The organism is Streptomyces sp. NPDC002265, assembly GCF_040296125.1.
Taxonomy (GTDB): domain Bacteria; phylum Actinomycetota; class Actinomycetes; order Streptomycetales; family Streptomycetaceae; genus Streptomyces.
Genome location: NZ_JBEOWS010000036.1, coordinates 25,785 through 43,841, shown reverse-complemented (window position 1 = coordinate 43,841; position 18,057 = coordinate 25,785). Strand labels below are relative to the sequence as shown.

Sequence of the window (18,057 nt, the reverse complement as noted above, 5' to 3'; positions counted from 1 at the left end):
CGGCACCGGTGCCAGCGCCGGCCGGCCGGGGAGCGGGCGGGCTCGCCGCGTTCACGCACCCGCGGCGTGTCCCGTCCTCAGGGCCGCCACAGCGGATGTTCCCGCTCCGCCCACTCCGGGCTCACCGATCCCGTGCGCATGCCGCGGCGGGCCTCCGGATCGCCCAGGGCCATGCCGATGTGGCCGGCCACGACGACGCCGAGGGTGAGGGCGAGCCAGTCGTGCACGAAGGTCGCGCTGGTTCGCCAGACCAACGGCGTGAGGTGGGTGAACCACATCAGCAGGCCCGTGCCCAGCATCACCAGCACCGCCCCGGCGATCCAGGCCGCGTAGATCTTCTGGCCGGCGTTGAACTTGTCCGCCGGACGGGACGCGCGGCGCCGGTCCCGGGCCAGCACCGCACGCAACCAGACCAGGTCGTGCGGTCCGAAGCGGTTCAGCCGGCCCAGGTCCGCCCGGAAGGCCCGGGAGGCCAGCGCGGCCAGGACGGGCACCGGCAGGGCGAGCCCGGCCCACTCGTGGACCCGGACCACCAGCTCGCGGCGGCCGACCAGCTCGGCGAACTCGGGGACGTACAGGAAGGACGCCGTCACCACGCAGACGCCCGTCAGCACGGCGGTGGCGCGGTGCGTCCACCGCTCGGCACGGGTGAAACGGTGCCGGCGGCCCGTGGCGAGCGCCGGGTCAGCTCGTAGGGGCATCGTCACGTCCGTTCGAACGGCCCACCCAGGCGTCGACGTCGTAGCCGCGGTCCTCCCAGTAGCCGGGGTGGACGTCCTCGGTGACGGTAATGCCGGAGAGCCACTTGGCCGACTTGTAGAAGTACATCGGCGCGACATAGAGGCGCACCGGGCCGCCGTGCTCGTGCCCCAGGTCCTTGTCCTGCATGCGCAGCGCCACCAGGATGTCGGCGCGGCGGGCCTGGTCGAGGGTGAGGCTCTCGGTGTACGTGCCGTCGAAGCAGCTGAAGCGCACGGCCCCGGCCTTCGCGCGCACCCCGGCCGCGTCCAGCAGATGGGACAGCCGTACGCCCTCGAAGGGCGTCCCGGGGACCCGCCAGCCGGTGACGCACTGGACGTCCCTGACCAGCCGGGTCTGGGGCAGGGCGCGCAGGTCGGCGAGGGTGTAGCCAGCCGGGCGGTCGACCAGGCCGTCGACGGTGAGGCGGTAGTCGGCGGCGCTCTTGTGCGGGACGGACGCGGCGACCGAGTAGTAGCGGAACCCGCCGCCGTTGGGGAGCAGGCCCGTCAGGCCCGTGGGGTCCTTGTCGGCCGCGCTGCCGAGGAAGGCCTCCAGGCCGCGTTGCAGGGTCGGCGCCGTGAGCACGCCGAAGGCGCCCAGGCCCAGGGTGCCCAGGAAGATCCGGCGGCCGATCGGCGTACCGCGTTCCCCGGGTGGTTCAGGTGGTTCGGAAGTCACCCCTTCATTCGAACACCGGCGACCCCGATGGGGCCAGGAATCCGCGGCCCCCGTCAGATTTCCGTAACCACTTCTCACCGTGCCCTCAGATACGGCCGGCCGGGCGGCCTCAGCCCGTGCCGAAGGCGCGGTCGCGGGCGGCCCGGAAGGCCGCGCGCGGGTCGCGGTCCGGGTACGTCCAGGGTGCGGGGGTGGCGTACGCCCCGATCCGCTGGAACAGGGCGGCCGCCTCGGCGGCACGGCCCGCGTGGTGCTTGGCGTGGGCGAGGAAGTTGAGGTCGACCAGGCAGCGCGGGTGGCCGTCGTGCTCCCACTCCAGCCACCACTCGAAGGCGGCCCGCGCCACCTGCCCGGCCCGGGGCCCGGTCCAGTGGTCAGAGGCGGCCGGGTCGGCGGGCTCGGCCCCGACGGCGGCCAGCACCCGGTAGCGCTCGGCGCGCGCGACCACCGGCAGCACGGCCAGCGGGGAGTCGGCGGGGGCGCGCCGGGCGGACGTCTCGGCGAAGTCGTAGACGGCGTGCCGCGGGTCGGGGCCCGCCTCGGCGCGGCGCTCGGCGAGCCGGGCGACCATCAGATGGTGGGCGTGGTGGTGCTCGGGGCAGCGCTTGCGCACCTCCTCGAAGGCCGCGGCCGTGTCCGCCTCGCCGCCGCGGGAGCGCTCCAGCATGAGCAGGCCGAGCCAGGGGGTGGGGTCGGCGGGCGCGAGCCCGGCGGCGGTGTGGCAGGCGTCGCGTACCCGGTCCTGCCGCTCCCGGCCGCGTACCGCACGCCTGACCAGGGCCAGGGCGAGCAGGACCGCGGCGTCGGCGGAGCCGGGTTCGGCGCTCAGCCAGTCGCGGGCCCGGGCGGCGCTGCTGGGATGCCGGGCGAGCACGGCGACGCGATGACCCCGGCGCTCCCAGTCGTCCCCCGTCCGGACCAGCAGCGAGCGGGCGGCCTGCCAGCGCCCCTCGGCCAGCGCGGCACGGGCGGCCGCGAGTTCGGTGTCGTCCAGGGCGGCGTCGAGGGCCAGGCGCGGGTGCGCGGCGCGGCGGCCTTCACCGGCACTGGAGCCGGGGCCGTGGGGGCCGAGGCCGGGACCGGGTTCGGTACCGGGGGCGGTTAAGCGGCCGGGACCATGGGGGCCAGGGTCGGGACCGGGTTGCGCGCCGGGGGCGGGTAAGCGACCGGGACCATGGAGGCGGGGCTCGGGGCCGGGTTCGGTACCGGGGGCGGACAAGCGGCCGGGACCATGGGAGCCAGGGTCGGGACCGGGTTGCGCGCCGGAAGCGGGTAAGCGACCGGTATCGGCGCCCGGGCCGGGACCGGCGCCGCGGCCGGGTTCGGCATAGGGGCCGGGATCGCGGCCGGGTGAGCGGCCGGAGTCGTCATCGGGGGGAGGCGGGGATAAAGGGGACACCGCGGGTCGTACCTCGTGCTCCTCTGGTCGCTCGCACGCCTTCGTGCAGCCTCGCACGCCGTCGTGCCGCCTCGCGCCGCCGCGCCCGCTTCCTCGCGCGGCACGGCCGGGTACCGGCACACCATCGGCCGATCGCCGACAGCAAACCCCCAGCCGACACGCACCGTCAAGCCGCTCGATCACACGGATTCATCAACCCGACCCGGCGCGGCGGCACTTGTGGCGCGGGCCGGCGGACGGCGCGGCCGGCGGACGGCGGGCGTCCGGTGGGCTCCGGCCCGTCCGACGTGGCACAAGCCATGGCGGGGCGGCACCCGGCGGCGCACGATGACGGTACGGCCGCGCCGCCACCCGTGCTCGACCGGGCGTCGCGGCCGCGTCCAGCGCCCGGTTCCGGGTCTCGCCGCAGGGCGATGTTCCGGGCGCTTCCCGGGGCGGCGGCTGCCCCGGACCGCTAGAGTCGGCCATCGACGACCCGTGGCCCGGCCGGATGATCGAGGTACGCAGCGTGTCGGTTCTGGTTCTGGTTCTCGCCGTCAGCGCCGCCTGCTGCCTGGGCTTAGGGTTCGTGCTCCAGCAGAACGCCGCCGCGCAGGCACCCCTCAGCGACTTCCTCTCCCCGCGACTGCTCCTGGACCTGATGCGGGTACCGCGCTGGCTGGGCGGGATCGCGCTGATGGTCGCCGGCATGGTCCTGGGCGCGACAGCCCTGGGCAAGGGCGAGATCTCCCTGGTCGAGCCGCTGCTCGCGACCAATCTGCTGTTCGCCCTCGCGCTCTCCCGCCGGCAGACCCGGCAGCCGCTGGGCCGCCAGGGCTGGGCGGGCCTCGGGCTGCTCGCGGGCGGGGTGACCGCGTTCATCGTGGCCGGCGAGCCACGCGGCGGCCACGCGGTCACCGATCCGGTACGGCACTGGCTGATCATCGGCGCCATGGTCGGCGTCGCCCTGCTGCTCACGACGTACGCGAAGCGCTCCAGGCTCAGCGCGGGCCCGGTGCTGCTGGCCGTGGCGGCCGGACTGCTGTACGGGGTGCAGGACGCGCTGACGCGGGTCAGCGGGCAGCGTTTCTCCGCGGGAGGCCTGGCCGAGGTGCTGTCCGGCTGGCAGCCGTACGCCGTGCTGGTGATCGGGGTGACCGGTCTCGTACTGGTCCAGAGCGCGTTCGAGACGGCGCCGCTGCGGATGTCCCTGCCCGCCCTGACCGCGGCCCAGCCGCTGGCCGGCATCCTCTGCGGGGTGGGCTTCCTCGGCGACCGGCTGCGCACCGACACGGGAGCGCTGGCCTGGGAGGCCGCGGGGCTCGCGGCGATCGTCGCGGGCATCGTGCTGCTGGGTCTGCACCCGGCGATGCCCGACGGCACCGGGAAGCCGGAGCAGCTGCGGGACCTGCAACCGCGCTGAGCTCCCCCCGGTCACCCCGGCCCCTGCTTGGATGGGCCCATGAGCGCTGCTGACGAAATCCTCGACATCGTCGACGAGAACGACCGGGTCGTGGGACAGTCCCCGCGCGGCGAGGCCTACGCTCAGGGCCTGCGCCACCGCTGCGTCTTCGTCCAGGCCCGCGACGCGACCGGCCGTCTCTTCGTCCATCGCCGCACCCCGACCAAGCTGGTCTTCCCCTCTTTCTACGACATGTTCGTCGGCGGGGTCGTCGGCACCGGCGAGGCGTACGACGACGCCGCCCTGCGCGAGGCCGAGGAGGAGCTGGGGGTGAGCGGACTGCCCCGCCCCGAGTTCCGCTTCAAGTTCCTGTACACCGACGGCTCCGGCCACAGCTGGTGGTCGGCCGTCTACGAGGTCCGCTGCGAACTGCCGGTGCAGCCCCAGGTGGAGGAGGTGGCCTGGTACGACTTCCTGCCCGAGGAGGAGGTCGAGGCGCGCCTGGACAGCTGGGAGTGGGTGCCGGACGGGCTGGCGGCGTACGAGCGGCTCAGGGCGTACCGTGCCGACGGCTGACCGGCGGCCCCGGGTAGTGTCCTTGGCGTGATCGAGTTCGTGCGCAACGTCCGCCTGTGGTTCGCACCCCAGCAGATCCGCGAGGAGGGCGGTACGCCCGACTACCGGTTCTCGCTGGCCAACGAGCGCACGTTCCTGGCCTGGCTGCGCACCTCCCTGGCACTGATCGGCGGCGGTTTCGCGGTCGACCAGTTCCTGCCGGACCTGCGCTGGGCCTGGCGGGTCGGGCTCGCGCTGGCGCTGCTCGCGGCGGGCGTGCTGTGCTCGCTGCGCGCGGTCAACCACTGGGTGCGGTGCGAGCAGGCGATGCGCCGGGGCGAGGACCTGCCCGTCTCCCGCTTCCCGGCCCTGCTCGCCGCCCTCGTCGCGGTGGTGGCCGTCGCGATGGTGATCGTCGTCCTGGTCGGCTGGGACGGATGACCGGCGCCCCGCCGCCACCTGCCCCGGTCCGCCGCCCGGAGCGCGATCCCGGGCTCCAGCCCGAGCGCACCCGGCTGGCCTGGCGGCGTACGACGCTGGCCAGCACCGTCGCGACCGTGCTCGCCGTCAAGGCCGCCCTGCACCAGGGCCGGAGCGCCGCCGCGATCACCGTCTGCATCCTGTGCTGTGTCCTCTGGCTGGCGTTCCTGTCCGTCGCCCACCGGCGCATCCGCGCCCTGGCGAGCCACCGCCCCAGGACGCTCGCCCCACGGCACGCCACGGCGGCGGTCCTGTGCATGGTCGCGATGGCCGTGTGCGCCGCGGCACTGATCGTCTAGGGCCTGCACATGCCGGCAGGACGGTCGGGCGTGGCGCGGCTCAGGCCTCCGCCGGCTCCTGGTCCACCGTCACCACGATCTTGCCTCGGGTCCGGCCCTCCTGGTTGAGCCGGTACGCCTGCTCCGCCTGCGCCAGCGGGAACGTCCGCGAGACATGCACCGAGACGACGCCCTGTTCGGCCAGTTCCGCGAGCTGCCGCAGGTCCTCGGCGTCGGGGCGCGTGAAGCAGTAGCGGCCGCCGTAGCCGGCGACGTCCGGGTCGGCGATCGAGGCCAGCCGGCCCTCGGGAGCCAGCAGGTTCGCGGAGGTACGGGTCGTGTCACCGCCGACGGTGTCGAAGACCGCGTCCAGGCCGTCGGGCACCAGGGCGCGTACCCGTTGGGCCAGGCCCTCGCCGTACGCGACCGGTTCGCCGCCCAGCCCGCGTACGAAGTCGTGGTTGGCCTCGCTCGCCGTACCGATCACCCGCGCCCCCAGATGGCGGCCCAGCTGGACCGCGAGCGAGCCGACTCCGCCCGCCGCCGCGTGCACCAGGAGGGTCTCGCCGTGCTTCACCTCCAGCGCCTTCGTCAGCACCTGGAAGGCGGTGAGCCCGGCCAGCGGCAGGCCGGCGGCCTCCTCGAAGGAGAGGTTGCGGGGCTTGCGGGCCAGGGTGCGCACCGGGGCGGCCACGTACTCGGCGAGGGTGCCGCGGGAGAGGAAGTCCTCCCGTACGTACCCCATGACCTCGTCGCCGACCAGGAACTCCGTGACGGCCGCTCCGGGTCGTACGACCACGCCCGAGACGTCCCAGCCGGGGATCACCGGGAAGACGGTGTCGAGGATCCCGTCGAGGTGGCCCTCGCGGCACTTCCAGTCGACCGGGTTGACGCCCACCGCACGTACCTTGACCAGGACCGTGTCGGGCCCGGGCTTGGGGTCGCGCACCTCCCCGTACGTCATGACCTCGGGACCGCCGTACCGGCTGTAGCTGATGCCCTTCATGGGACCGACCCTCGGGCCGCCCCGGACGCCACGCAAGCCGGATGACCCGATGGGCGGCGTTCGCGTGGCAGTCTGGCTGTGGCCCGGCAACGTCCTGCCGGCGGCCGAAAAGCCACCCCCGGCGGCTCCCCGTGGTCCGCCGCAGGGGGCTCTCGGCCTAGGGTGGCTCAGATCACCTTCGGCGCATCCACTGGACTACATACCGACCGGTCGGCATCATAAGTCGGGTCCCGTTCACGCGCCCGTAGGAGCGATGTATGAGCCCCGACCACCCGCCCGGACTCGATCTCGACCGGCTGCGCGACCTGCTCGACCGCGAGCGGCCCGGTCTGGTGCGCGGCCCCCTGACCGGCCGGCTGATCGAGGGCGGTCGGTCGAACCTGACGTACGAGGTCGCGGACGGCGAGTCGAAGTGGGTCGTACGGCGTCCCCCGCTCGGCCATGTCCTGGCCACCGCGCACGACATGCGACGCGAGCACCGCGTGATCAGCGCGCTGCACCCGACCGCGGTGCCGGTGCCGCGTCCGGTGCTGCTGTGCGAGGACGAGGACGTACTCGGATCGCCCTTCTACGTCATGGAGTTCGTGGCGGGCACCCCGTACCGCACCGCCGACCAGCTCGCCCCGCTCGGCGCCGAGCGCACCCGCAACGCCGTGCTGTCGCTGGTCGACACCCTCGTCGAGCTGCACGCGGTCGACCCGGCCGAGGTGGGCCTGGCGGACTTCGGCCGCCCCGAGGGCTTCCTGGACCGGCAGCTGCGGCGCTGGGGCAAGCAGCTCGACGCCTCCCGCAGCCGCGACCTGGCGGGCATCGACGAGCTGCACGCGGCTCTCGGCCGCGAGCTGCCGCGCTCCCCCGCGCCGGCCGTCGTGCACGGCGACTACCGGCTCGACAACGTCCTGATCGGCGAGGACGACACGATCAGGGCCGTCCTCGACTGGGAGATGTCGACGCTCGGCGACCCGCTGACCGACCTGGGCCTGCTGGTGATGTACAGCATGCGGCTCGGTCTGCCGCACTCGCCCGTCTCCACCACCGCCGAGGCCGCGGGCCACCCGGCGCCCGCCGAGCTGATCGAGCGGTACGCCGCCCGGTCGGGCCGCGACGTCTCGGCCGTCTCCTGGTACACCGCGTTCGCCTGGTTCAAGCTCGCGGTGATCCTGGAGGGCATCCACTACCGCTACACGCTGGGCCAGACCGTCGGCCGCGGCTTCGACCGCATCGGCGAACTCGTCCCGGTCTTCATCGAGCACGGCCTGACCACGCTGCACGACGGTCTCCAGGAGGGCTGATCCATCATGGACTTCGCGTTCGACGCACGCACCGAGGAACTGCGCGCCAGGCTCCTGGCCTTCATGGACGAGCACGTCTACCCGGCCGAGGCCGTCGCCGAGGAGCAGCGGGCCGCACTCGCCTCGCCGTGGGACACCCCGGCCGTGGTGGCGGAGCTGAAGGCCGAGGCGCGCAGGCAGGGGCTGTGGAACCTGTTCCTGCCCGACGCCGAGTACGGCGCCGGCCTGACCAACCTCCAGTACGCGCCGCTCGCCGAGATCACCGGCCGCTCGCCGCACCTGGCGCCGACCGCGCTGAACTGCGCCGCGCCGGACACCGGCAACATGGAGGTGCTCGCGCAGTTCGGCGACGAGCGGCAGAGGAAGCAGTGGCTGGAGCCGCTGCTCGCCGGTGAGATCCGCTCGGCGTTCGCGATGACCGAGCCGGAGGTGGCCTCCTCGGACGCCACCAACATCACCACCCGCATCGAGCGGGACGGCGACGAGTACGTCGTCACCGGCCGCAAGTGGTACATCTCCGGGGCGATGAACCCGGACTGCAAGATCTTCATCGTGATGGGCAAGACCGACCCGGACGGCGCGGACATCCGGCGCCAGCAGTCGATGGTGCTGGTCCCGCGCGACACCCCGGGTGTCACCGTGAAGCGCGCCATGCAGGTCTTCGGGTACGAGGACCACTCGCACGGCGGTCACGCCGAGGTGGTCTTCGACCACGCGCGCGTGCCGGTGTCGAACCTGGTCGGCGAGGAGGGCGGCGGTTTCGCCATCGCGCAGGCCCGGCTGGGCCCCGGCCGGATCCACCACTGCATGCGGCTGATCGGCATGGCGGAGCGGGCGATCGAGCTGATGTGCCGCCGGGCCGTCCAGCGCACCGCCTTCGGCAAGGCGCTGGCCCAGCAGGGTGTGGTCCACAACTGGATCGCGGACGCGCGCGTGCAGGTGGAGCAGCTGCGGCTGCTGGTGCTGAAGACGGCCTGGCTGATGGACACGGTCGGCAACCGGGGCGCCCACACGGAGATCCAGTCCATCAAGATCGCCACGCCTCGCGCGGTGGTCGGCATCATCGACCGGGCGATCCAGCTGTACGGCGCGGGCGGTGTCAGCCAGGACTTCCCGCTGGCCGAGCTGTACGCGGCGGCGCGCACGCTGATGATCGCCGACGGCCCGGACGAGGTGCACCAGCGGTCGCTGGCCCGCCGGGAGCTGAAGAAGTACCTGTAGCAGCCCCGCACAGCACGGAAGGCCCCGGCGGTGTCGCCGGGGCCTTCCGTGGTTCGCGTCAGGGGCGCAGCGCCCGCAGCAGCAGATCGGCCAGGTGGTCGGCGAGCTCCTGGGGACGCATCGGGCCGTCGGGGCGGTACCAGGTCGACAGGTGGTGGATCGAGCCGAAGTGGTAGTCCACGACCAGGTCGGCCGGGGTCGCGGTGGAGAACACCCCGGCGGCCTGGCCCTCCTCGACGAGCGCGCGGAAGCGTTCGTGGTACCGCCGCCGCTCGGCGCGCACCTGCTTGTTCTTCTCGGGGCTGAGGTGGTGCATCGAGCGGAAGAAGATCGACGCGTCGTCGAGGTTCTCGATCGTCGTGACGACGACGTCCGCCGCGGCGCCCCGCAGCCGCTTCTCGATCGGCTCGTCGGCGTCGGCGAAGGCGTCGAGCCGCTCCTGCTGGACCCGCAGCACGCGCGCGTACACCTCGTGCAGCAGGTCGTCCTTGGAGCCGAAGTAGTGGTAGAGCGCCCCCTTGGTGACGCCGGCCGCCTCGACGATCTCCTGGACCGAGGTGCGGTCGTACCCCTGCTCGGCGAAGAGCCGGGTGGCGGCGGCGAGCAGCCGCTGCGGTACGGGGGGCCCGTCGCCGTCCGTCGTCCTGGGCACTGCCGCCACCTGCCTTCCTCTATGCCTTGTCGGCCCTGCCTCGTCGGCGGGCCTTCACCGGCTGTCGTCCACTGACTGTCGTGCGCGTCTACTTGCCGTCGTGCGCGTCGCGGGAACGCAGTTCCCGACGGAGGATCTTCCCACTCGCCGTCTTGGGCAGTTCGGGCAGGATCTCCACCTGGCGCGGATACTTGTAGGCCGCCAGTCTGTCCTTGCAGTAGGCGGTGAGCGTATCCGCATCCGCGTCGGCACCGGGCCGCAGGCTGATGTACGCCTTCACCGTCTCCCCGCGGTAGCCGTCGGGCACCCCGACGACGGCCGCCTCGCGCACCGCGGGGTGCGTGTACAGGACGTCCTCGACCTCGCGCGGCCACACCTTGAAGCCGGACGCGTTGATCATGTCCTTCTTGCGGTCGACGACGTACAGCCAGCCCTGTTCGTCCATGAACCCGATGTCGCCGGTGCGCAGCTCGCCGTCGGGGAAGGTCTCGGCGGTGGCCTCGGGGCGCCGCCAGTAGCCGGGAACGACCTGCGGTCCGCGTACGACGATCTCGCCCTGCTCGCCGAAGGCCACCTCGGCGCCGGTGTCGTCGAGGATGCGTACGACCGTGTCGGGGCCCGGCACCCCGACGGCCAGCGTGCCGGAGACCGGGTCGACGGGCGCCTCCAGGCCGGGCGGCACGGAGGCGCAGGGCGCGGTGCACTCGGTGAGCCCGTAGCCGTTGCGGATGTACGGTCCGAAGCCGGCCCGGAACTTCTCCACCAGGGCGGGCGGCAGCGGGGCGCCGCCGGAGGAGATCTGCGCGAAGGAGGAGAAGTGGTCCGGGGTGGCGGCCGGGTGGGCGGCCAGCGCCATGAAGGCGGTCGACGGGCCGACGGTGTAGTGCGGCCGGTGCTCGGCGAACGCGTCCAGCACGACGCCCGGCTCGAAGCGGTAGGTCAGCACCAGGGTGCCCGCGCTGTCCAGGCAGGCGCCGAGCTGGCAGACCATCCCGGTGATGTGGAACAGGGGCGCCAGCGCGTAGTAGACGGGCACCCCGGGCAGGTCCAGGCCGGTGCGCTGGCGCTCGGCGTTGTACATGATGTTGCCGTGCGTGTTGGTGGCGCCCTTGGGGGTGCCGCTGGTGCCCGAGGTGTAGCTGATCAGCGCGATGTCGTCGGGGCCGGGCTCGCGGCCCTCGGGGGCCTTGTGGCCCTGCCGGGCGACGGTGGTGAGGTCGTCTGCGTCCGGGGCCTGCGCCGCCCGTTCGAAGGTCAGCACGCGGGTGTCGCCGCGGGTCTGGAAGTCCAGCTCGCAGGCGGTGAGCACGATCCGCACCGGGGAGCCGGCGGCCGTCTCGCGCAGGTACCCCTCCCAGGCCCGGTCGGCGCAGATCAGCGCGGTCACCTCGGCGTCCCGCAGGACGTGCGCGACCTCGCCGGACTTGTACATGGGGTTGACGGGTACGACGGTCGCGCCCGCCTTCCACGCGCCGAGCACCGCGATCACGAACTGCGGGGAGTTCTGGAGCAGGACGGCCACCCGGTCGCCGCGTTCCAGGCCGCGGGAGGCCAGATGGCCGGCGACGGAGTCGCTGAGCTCGTCGGCCTCGCGGTAGGTGAGCCGGCCGTCGAAGTAGGCGAGGAAGTCCCGTCCGGGTGTCTCGTCGGCGGCCCGGTGCAGGGCGTGCACCAGGGAGTCGGCCGGGTGGACGGGGGCGCGCTGGGCGTCGTTGAGGAGGGCGACCCAGGGCTTGCCGGCGTAGCGGGAGGCGGTCACTGTCCGGCCTCCCACTTCTGCTGGATGTGGTTCATGGTGGTCAGCCAGCGGTCCGGATCACCGGCCCGGCCCTGGTAGTAGGCGGCGACCTCGGGGTGCGGGAGGATCAGGAAGCGGTCCTCCTCGATGCCCTTGAAGAGGGCGTCCGCGACGGCCTGCGGCTCGATCGCGGTCGGCTGGAGGACCAGGTCGCCCGCGCTGCCGGTGGCGGCCAGCATGTCGGTGCGCACCCCCTGGGGGCAGATGGCGTGCACCTTGATCCCGCGGTGGCGGTAGGTGAGCGACAGCCACTCGGCGAAGGCGTACGCGCCGTGCTTGGTCACGCTGTACGGTGCGGCGCCGATCATGGTGAGCAGTCCGGCGGCGGAGACGGTGGAGACGAAGCGCCCGCGGCCGCGCTCCAGCCAGCCGGGGATCAGCGCCTCGGCCGCGCGGACGTGGGCCATCACGTTGACGTCCCAGGCCAGGGCCCACACCGGTTCGCCCGCCGCCTCCGAACCGCCGGAGCCGACCCCGGCGTTGGCGCAGTAGACGTCGACGGTGCCGCCGAGCGCGTCCCGGGCGTCGGCGACGATCGCGGAGGCGTCGCCGGGGATCGCGATGCCGCCGATCTCGTCGGCCACGGCCCGCGCCTTGTCCGCGTCCAGGTCGTTGACGACGACCCGGGCCCCCTCGGCGGCGAAGCGGCGGGCCAGCGCGGCCCCGATCCCGCCCCCCGCTCCGGTGACGACCACTCCGGCATCCTGCACGGCTTCCACCATCGGTCTCCTTCGACACGACGAGAATCGGCTCTGCGACACCAGACTAACCGGTCGGTATGTGCCAGAGGAAGGGCCGTTGCCGCACGCTGGGAGCGGCGGCGTTGCCGGGTGCGGCGTCCGCCGCCCGCACGATCCGCACCGGACGGCCCGTCACGTCACCCCCACGGAGGATCCGCATGCGCCTCTCCAGACGCACCGTACTCGCCGCGGCCACGGCGGCCACAGTGTCCACGGCGGCCACAGCATCTCTGACCCCCGCCACTGTCACAAAGTCGCCCCGAGAAAAACTGCGCACCGGCTTCGAGCGGCTCGCCGCGGACGGCTACGCACGGCTGAAGGGGCAGCGGGTCGGCATCGTCACCAACCCGACCGGCGTCACCCGGGACGCCCGGCACATCGTGGACGTGATGCATGCCGACGAACGGGTGAACCTGCGTGCCGTGTTCGGACCCGAGCACGGCTTCCGCGGCACGGCGCAGGCGGGCGGGTCCGAGGGCCGCTACGACGACCCGGCGACCGGGCTGCCGGTGTACGACACCTACCTCAAGAGCGGCCGGCCGCTGGCGGCCGTGTTCACCGCCTCCGGCGTCGACACGGTCGTCTTCGACATCCAGGACGCGGGCGCCCGCTTCTACACGTACATCTGGACCCTGTACGACTGCATGGAGGCCGCGCAGCTCGCGGGCAAGCGGTTCATGGTGCTGGACCGGCCCAATCCGCTGACCGGGCGGGCGGCGCTGGGGCCGGTGCTGCACAAGGAGTTCGCGACGTTCGTCGGCCGGCAGCCGATCGCGCAGGCGCACGGCATGACGGTCGCGGAGCTGGCGCGGCTGTTCAACGCCGAGTTCCTGACCGCGCCGGTCACCCTGGACACCGTGCTGATGAGCGACTGGAAGCGATCGCAGTGGTACGACGCGTCCGGGCTGCCCTGGGTGCCGCCGAGCCCGAACATGCCGACGCCCGACACCGCGCTGGCGTACGCGGGCACCTGTCTCTTCGAGGGCACGAACCTCTCGGAGGGGCGCGGCACCACCCGGCCCTTCGAACTGCTGGGCGCCGAGGGGATCGACGGGCGGTGGGCCGCCGCCGTGAACGCGCTGCGCCTGCCGGGCGTGCGCTTCCGTGAGGCGTACTTCGCGCCCACCTTCTCCAAGTTCCAGGGCAAGACGGTCGGGGGCGTGCAGATCCATGTGCACGACCGGGGCGGGTACGACCCGGTGCGCACCGGGATCGCGCTGCTGGTGACCGCCCGGCGGGTCTGGGACGGCTTCGCCTGGCGGTCCGACCACTGGATCGACAAGCTGACCGGCTCCGACCGGGTGCGCACCGCGATCGACGCGGGCGCGGACACCGACGCGGTGGTGGCGGGCTGGCACGAGGAGCTGGCGGCGTTCCGGCGGGTGCGGGAGAAGTATCTGTCCTACGGATGAGCCGTGACGTATGGCCAATGTCCCCCGTTGGCAGGACCATGCGCCCAGAGCGCACCGGCACGGGGGACGAAGGGGTCCGTGATGGCAGATCCGGCGATGAGTGTGACGCCGTACTGGGAGCTGACCTTCGACGCGGACGGTGACGTGTCCGGTCCGGAGCGGGACCGGCTGCTGGCCGAGGCGCCCCGGCGCGGGGTGCGCGACCTGGTGGTGTTCGCGCACGGCTGGAACAACGACCGCTCGGGCGCGACCCGGCTGTACAGCAGCTTCTTCGCCCCGTTCCCGCGGCTCGCGCCGTCGGCCCGGATCGGGTACGTGGGGGTGGTGTGGCCGTCGATGCGGTTCTGCGACGAGCCGATCCCGGACTTCCCGCGCTCGGCGGCGGCCGAGGTGCCCCGGCGTCCGGTGCTCGACAAGGACACCCGGCACGCGCTGCTGGAGACCTTCCCGGGCCGGGGGATCCTGGTGGAGCAGCTCGCGCGGCTGCTGGAGCAGCGGCCGCGCGAAGAGGCCGAACTGGCGGAGTTCGGGCGGCTGGTGCAGCTGCTGGTGGAGGTGGTGCCGCCCGGACCGCAGGCGCTCTTCGCCGCGGACACACTGGCGGAGGGGGTGCCGCAGGACGAGCCGGAGATGTTCACCGGGTCCGCGGCCGCGATGTGCGAGACGTTCGCGCAGGCCCTGGCCGGCCTCGAATCCCCGGACGCCCTGGCGCAGTTCACGATGCCCGACCCGTGGGACGGGGCGCTCGAACTGCTGCGGCAGGGCACGTACTACGCGATGAAGCGGCGGGCCGGGACGGTGGGCGAGCGCGGGCTCGGCCGGTTCCTGGGGCAACTGGCGGACGCGGCACCGCAGATGCGGGTGCATCTGGTCGGGCACAGCTTCGGCGGGCGGCTGGTGTCGTTCGCCCTGCGCGGGCTGCCCGAGGGCGTGCGCACGGTGAAGTCCGTGACCCTGCTGCAAGGGGCCTTCTCGCACTACGCGTTCGCCGCCCGGCTCCCCCACGACCCGCGTGCGGGCGGTGTGCTGCAGGGCCAGAACCAGCGCGTCGACGGACCCCTGGTGTGCTGCCACTCCGGCCACGACACGGCGCTGGGCACGCTGTACCCGCTGGCCTCCCGGATGGCGGGCGACGCGCAGGGCGTCGTCGAGGGCTTCGGCCTGGGCGGGCTGCTGGGCGACAAGTGGGGGGCGATGGGCCACGACGGGGTGCAGGCGGTGCCGGGCACGCGGGCGCTGACGCTCGCCGAGGCGCTGGCCGGTCCGCTGCCCGGGTCCGGATGCGTCAACGTCGACGCCTCGGCGGTGGTCTGCCGGGGCGGCCCGCCGAGCGGTGCGCACAGCGACATCGTGCACCCGGAGCTGGCGCGGGTGGTGCTGGCGGCGGGCCGTATCCGCTGAACCGGCCCGCCGCCGCTCAGGGCGTCACCGGTGCGAGGTGAACTCCACCACCTGCTGGTAGGTGGGCCGGTTCTGCCAGCTGATGTTGCCGTGCTTGATACCGCCGAGGGTGCGCTGGACGATCGAGTCCGCGCACCACTGGTTGCCCGCGGCGCACAGGTCGTCGCCGGGGTAGACCTGGGCCGCGGTCATGGCGGCCGCCTGCTTCAGGGTGCCGATGAGGATGTCCCGGCAGGAGGTCAGGCTGCCGCCGCCGCAGTACTTTTGCGCGAGCGGGCCCGCCACGGTGTCGCCGAGCACCGCCCGGACGTCCTTGTCGACATAGCTCCACCAGCCGTACTGGAAGGAGCTTCCGGCGTGCGAGCCGGTCGGGCCGTGCGCGGCCGACGGGGTCTCGTCGATGGGCAGGTTGGCGGTCAGGGCGGTGTAGAGCGGGGTGCCCAGGCCGGGTTCGAACTCGGCCTTGACCAGCAGCGGCCACCAGGCGTCCAGGATGCGGATCGCGTCGGCGTCGGCGTACGTCTTGGAGCCCGAGGAGGTCTCCGTGCGCTTGGCGCCGGCGGTCAGCCAGGTCTGGAGCTTGGTGACCGCCGCGGCGGCCGTGGTGTCGGTCACCGTGGAGCTGTTGACCACCCTGAGCAGGTCCGGCAGCACGTCCTCGGCCCGCAGGTCGGCGAGGGCCGCGTCCGCCATCGCCTTGACGAGGGCGACCCGGGTCACCCCGCCGGCCGCGACGAGCTTCTTCACCCGGTCGTCCAGCAGGTTGCCGCGGTGCACCGAGCCGTCGCCCCAGGAAGCGGTCGTGTAGTCCTTGGCCTGCTTGTTGTTCCAGGAGATGTAGTAGTCCTGGTCGACGGAGTTGGGGTGGGCGGAGGCGGGGGTGTAGTCGGCGGTGTTGGTCGCCGGGTCCCAGTTGCGCCACTCGTAGGCCGCCTGTGCCCACACCGGGAACTCGGCGTCGACGCCGCTCGCGCGCACCGGGTTGTCGCCGCTGTTGTAGTACGCGGTGTGCGTGGAGTCGGCGTAGAACCAGTTGAAGGTGTAGTTGATGTGCTGTGCCGCGGCCTGGAAGGCGGCCGGGCCGTTGACGTAGTCGGGGTCGTTGAGCATCTGGAAGCCGATGATCGAGTCGGCCTCGTGCAGGTAGGAGGAGCGCAGGGTGGTGTAGGCGACCTTCTTGCCGCCGACGGTCGCCCGGTACTCCACGGGGCCGTACTTCGTGCGGTAGACCCGCATCGTGTAGGAGCCGGCCGCGGTGCCGTCGGCGGTCGTCGGCTTCCAGGCGTTCTTCTGCTCGACCTTCTCCATCGCCGTGCAGGTGCCGTGGTAGAGGTAGTGGTAGTCGTCCTGGCACAGTTCGACGGCGTAGGTGTCGATGATGTCCTGGCCGGACGTCGTGGCGCTCCACGCGTAGTCCTGGCCGCGGCCCAGTTCGACGTACATGCTCAGGCCCGCGAAGGAGGCGCCGCGGGCGCTGATGCCGGGTCCCTGGATCTCCTGGAGCATCAACAGCTGTGGCGCGAAATAGCCGGTCTGCGGCCCGAACACGGCGATCGGGTGGCCGCTGGCGGTGGATCTGCCGCTGACCACGAGGGCGTTGGACATCCCGCGTCTGGCCGAGCCGAGCGCGGTGGCCGCCGCGGTGGTGGCGGTGGTCGCCGCCGTGGCGGTCGCCGCGCTGCCCGTACGGTCGTACACCAGCGGTTCCTGGGTCACCGTGCCGGTGTCGGGCAGGGCCTCGCCCTGCGGGTCGTCGGGCTTGGCGGCATAGGGGAAGCTCTCGCCGTCGTGGACGGTGAGGGCCGCCTCGGCGTCGTTGCGCTCACGGAAGGACTCCCAGAGCGCGGTACCGTCGGCCACCCCGTACTTGGCCTGGGCGGCGAGCAGGGAGACGGCGTTGTTGACCTCGCCGCCCCCGCCGGAGCCGAACAGCGAGCCGATCACGGAGGCCAGCGCCACCAGGTCGGTGATCTTGAAGTGGTCGATGGTGCCGGCGTTGGTGATGGAGTCCTTGTGGCCGGTCAGGACGTACTCGCCGGGGAAGTAGCGGCCGCTGTCGGAGGCGTCGATGTAGGAGTTGATGCCCGCCAGGTAGGCGTTGGCGTCGGCGAGGGCCTGCTGGCCACGGGTGCCGTTGTGGGCGACGGCGTTGTCGATCTGGGCCTGGAGGTCGGCCTCGGTGTACGGCGCGTTGCGGTAGAACTCCTGCTCCAGGCCCTGGTTGGAGGCCGCGCCGCCCGCGAACGTGGTGAGCTGGCCGCGTCCGACATGGCGGAAGACGTCCATCAGCCACAGCCGGTCCTCGGCCGCGGCGTAGCCGGCACCGAACTCCGTGCCGTAGCGGGTGGTGCCCGTGATGTGCGGTACGCCCGTCTTCTTGTCGCGCACGATCGTCACGTCGGTGCGGCCCGCGGGGCTCTCGGTGGAGGCGACCTGCCCGGAGGCGACACCGAACGACGCGTCGTTGAAGAACGTGTTGATCTTGTCGGTGGTCAGCGCCGAGTAGCCCTTGGCCAGGTTGGCGTAGGGGCCGAGCTGGTCCTCGGCGTGCGAAGGCTGGGTGCCGAAAGCCTGGTTGAGGAGGATCTGCGCGAGGGTGGCGTTGCCGTTCTCGCCCGGCGGCAGGATGTCGGAGCACTGTCCGCCGCAGTAGTCGGTGACGGTGGCGGTCTCGGCGGCGACCGCCATCTGGGAAAGCGGTGACAAAAGTCCGGCAATGAGGACGCATACGGATGCCGTCTTCAGGAACCCGGGAAATCTGCGGGGAGTTCTCAGTCTGTCGAGAGGTGCGCGTGGGGTGCGCCCAGGCATGGCAGCTCCTAAGGACGGGGATTGGCCGGAGGTTACCGCCGGTATCCCCGGGATTGAAGATGAACATGCGTCACTTTTTCGAGTCGTCGCTCCGGCTTATGGGAGGCGATCGGAAATCGGATGGAGCCGATTCGGGTGTCGACACGTCTATTCGGCGACGTCCGCACGACGACGCCGAAGTGACCGAAGTACAGGTGCAGATGTGACGGAGG

General features: G+C 72.7%; 16 protein-coding genes. 8 read left to right on the top strand and 8 right to left on the bottom strand.

The annotated features are described in order from the left end of the window. Nucleotides 1–77: 77 nt before the first annotated feature. The 3 genes from ABT085_RS09610 to ABT085_RS09600 form a co-directional block, all read right to left on the bottom strand. Nucleotides 78–701, bottom strand: a complete 624-nt coding sequence (locus ABT085_RS09610; RefSeq protein WP_351604014.1) for a cytochrome b/b6 domain-containing protein — start codon at nt 699–701, stop codon at nt 78–80. Next, nucleotides 685–1,419 (bottom strand): molybdopterin-dependent oxidoreductase, encoded by a 735-nt coding sequence (locus ABT085_RS09605; protein WP_351604012.1) that lies wholly within the window; start codon nt 1,417–1,419, stop codon nt 685–687. Before ABT085_RS09605 ends, ABT085_RS09610 begins: the two co-directional genes overlap by 17 nt. A 109-nt stretch (nt 1,420–1,528) precedes the next feature. Then, nucleotides 1,529–2,431 carry a hypothetical protein gene (locus ABT085_RS09600; RefSeq protein ID WP_351604018.1) on the bottom strand — a complete coding sequence of 301 codons (903 nt, stop codon included), beginning with the start codon at nt 2,429–2,431 and terminating at the stop codon, nt 1,529–1,531. 895 nt (nt 2,432–3,326) lie between these two features. Between ABT085_RS09600 and ABT085_RS09595 the strand changes: the two genes are divergently transcribed. The 4 genes from ABT085_RS09595 to ABT085_RS09580 are packed head-to-tail and all read left to right on the top strand — an operon-like array spanning nt 3,327 to nt 5,533. Then, nucleotides 3,327–4,220 carry a DMT family transporter gene (locus tag ABT085_RS09595; RefSeq protein WP_351604010.1) on the top strand — a complete coding sequence of 298 codons (894 nt, stop codon included), beginning with the start codon at nt 3,327–3,329 and terminating at the stop codon, nt 4,218–4,220. Between the two features lie 39 nt (nt 4,221–4,259). Continuing rightward, the gene (locus ABT085_RS09590) at nt 4,260–4,775 is read left to right on the top strand and encodes an NUDIX hydrolase (RefSeq protein ID WP_351604008.1); all 516 of its coding nucleotides are present in this window, start codon (nt 4,260–4,262) and stop codon (nt 4,773–4,775) included. Nucleotides 4,776–4,802: 27 nt separating this feature from the next. Further along, nucleotides 4,803–5,195, top strand: coding sequence for a YidH family protein (locus ABT085_RS09585; protein ID WP_351604006.1), 393 nt, complete (start codon nt 4,803–4,805; stop codon nt 5,193–5,195). After that, nucleotides 5,192–5,533 (top strand): DUF202 domain-containing protein, encoded by a 342-nt coding sequence (locus ABT085_RS09580; protein WP_351604004.1) that lies wholly within the window; start codon nt 5,192–5,194, stop codon nt 5,531–5,533. The genes ABT085_RS09585 and ABT085_RS09580 overlap by 4 nt, the downstream gene beginning before the upstream one ends. 40 nt (nt 5,534–5,573) lie before the next feature. Here ABT085_RS09580 and ABT085_RS09575 read toward each other — a convergent pair whose 3' ends face one another. Then, nucleotides 5,574–6,518: an NADP-dependent oxidoreductase gene (locus ABT085_RS09575; RefSeq protein ID WP_351604002.1), complete on the bottom strand. Its 945-nt coding sequence runs from the start codon at nt 6,516–6,518 to the stop codon at nt 5,574–5,576. 257 nt (nt 6,519–6,775) lie between these two features. On the opposite strand from ABT085_RS09575, the gene ABT085_RS09570 reads away from it, so the two are divergent. Together ABT085_RS09570 and ABT085_RS09565 are read left to right on the top strand one after the other, a co-directional pair. Further along, complete coding sequence (locus ABT085_RS09570; RefSeq protein ID WP_351604000.1) at nt 6,776–7,810, top strand: phosphotransferase family protein; 1,035 nt, start codon at nt 6,776–6,778, stop codon at nt 7,808–7,810. A gap of 6 nt (nt 7,811–7,816) precedes the next feature. After that, entirely contained in the window at nt 7,817–9,031 is a 1,215-nt protein-coding gene (locus tag ABT085_RS09565) for an acyl-CoA dehydrogenase family protein (protein ID WP_351603998.1), read from the top strand. Nucleotides 9,032–9,089: 58 nt separating this feature from the next. On the opposite strand, the gene ABT085_RS09560 is transcribed toward ABT085_RS09565, so the two are convergent. From ABT085_RS09560 to ABT085_RS09550, 3 genes are all read right to left on the bottom strand, one after another. Beyond that, nucleotides 9,090–9,683: a TetR-type transcription factor C-terminal domain-containing protein gene (locus tag ABT085_RS09560; protein ID WP_162468763.1), complete on the bottom strand. Its 594-nt coding sequence runs from the start codon at nt 9,681–9,683 to the stop codon at nt 9,090–9,092. A gap of 88 nt (nt 9,684–9,771) precedes the next feature. After that, nucleotides 9,772–11,442, bottom strand: coding sequence for a class I adenylate-forming enzyme family protein (locus tag ABT085_RS09555; protein WP_351603997.1), 1,671 nt, complete (start codon nt 11,440–11,442; stop codon nt 9,772–9,774). After that, the gene (locus ABT085_RS09550) at nt 11,439–12,203 is read right to left on the bottom strand and encodes an SDR family oxidoreductase (protein ID WP_351603995.1); all 765 of its coding nucleotides are present in this window, start codon (nt 12,201–12,203) and stop codon (nt 11,439–11,441) included. Before ABT085_RS09550 ends, ABT085_RS09555 begins: the two co-directional genes overlap by 4 nt. Nucleotides 12,204–12,379: 176 nt before the next feature. Between ABT085_RS09550 and ABT085_RS09545 the strand changes: the two genes are divergently transcribed. Both ABT085_RS09545 and ABT085_RS09540 read left to right on the top strand, forming a co-directional pair. Beyond that, a complete protein-coding gene (locus tag ABT085_RS09545; RefSeq protein WP_351603991.1) occupies nt 12,380–13,633 on the top strand; it encodes an exo-beta-N-acetylmuramidase NamZ family protein in 1,254 nt (417 codons plus the stop codon). 81 nt (nt 13,634–13,714) lie between these two features. Continuing rightward, complete coding sequence (locus ABT085_RS09540) at nt 13,715–15,034, top strand: serine-threonine protein kinase (RefSeq protein ID WP_351603989.1); 1,320 nt, start codon at nt 13,715–13,717, stop codon at nt 15,032–15,034. 24 nt (nt 15,035–15,058) lie between these two features. Here the strand turns inward: ABT085_RS09540 and ABT085_RS09535 are convergent, their stop codons facing one another. Continuing rightward, on the bottom strand, nt 15,059–17,845 hold the full coding sequence (locus tag ABT085_RS09535; protein WP_351603988.1) for a penicillin acylase family protein: 2,787 nt from the start codon (nt 17,843–17,845) through the stop codon (nt 15,059–15,061). Between the last annotated feature and the right edge of the window lie 212 nt (nt 17,846–18,057).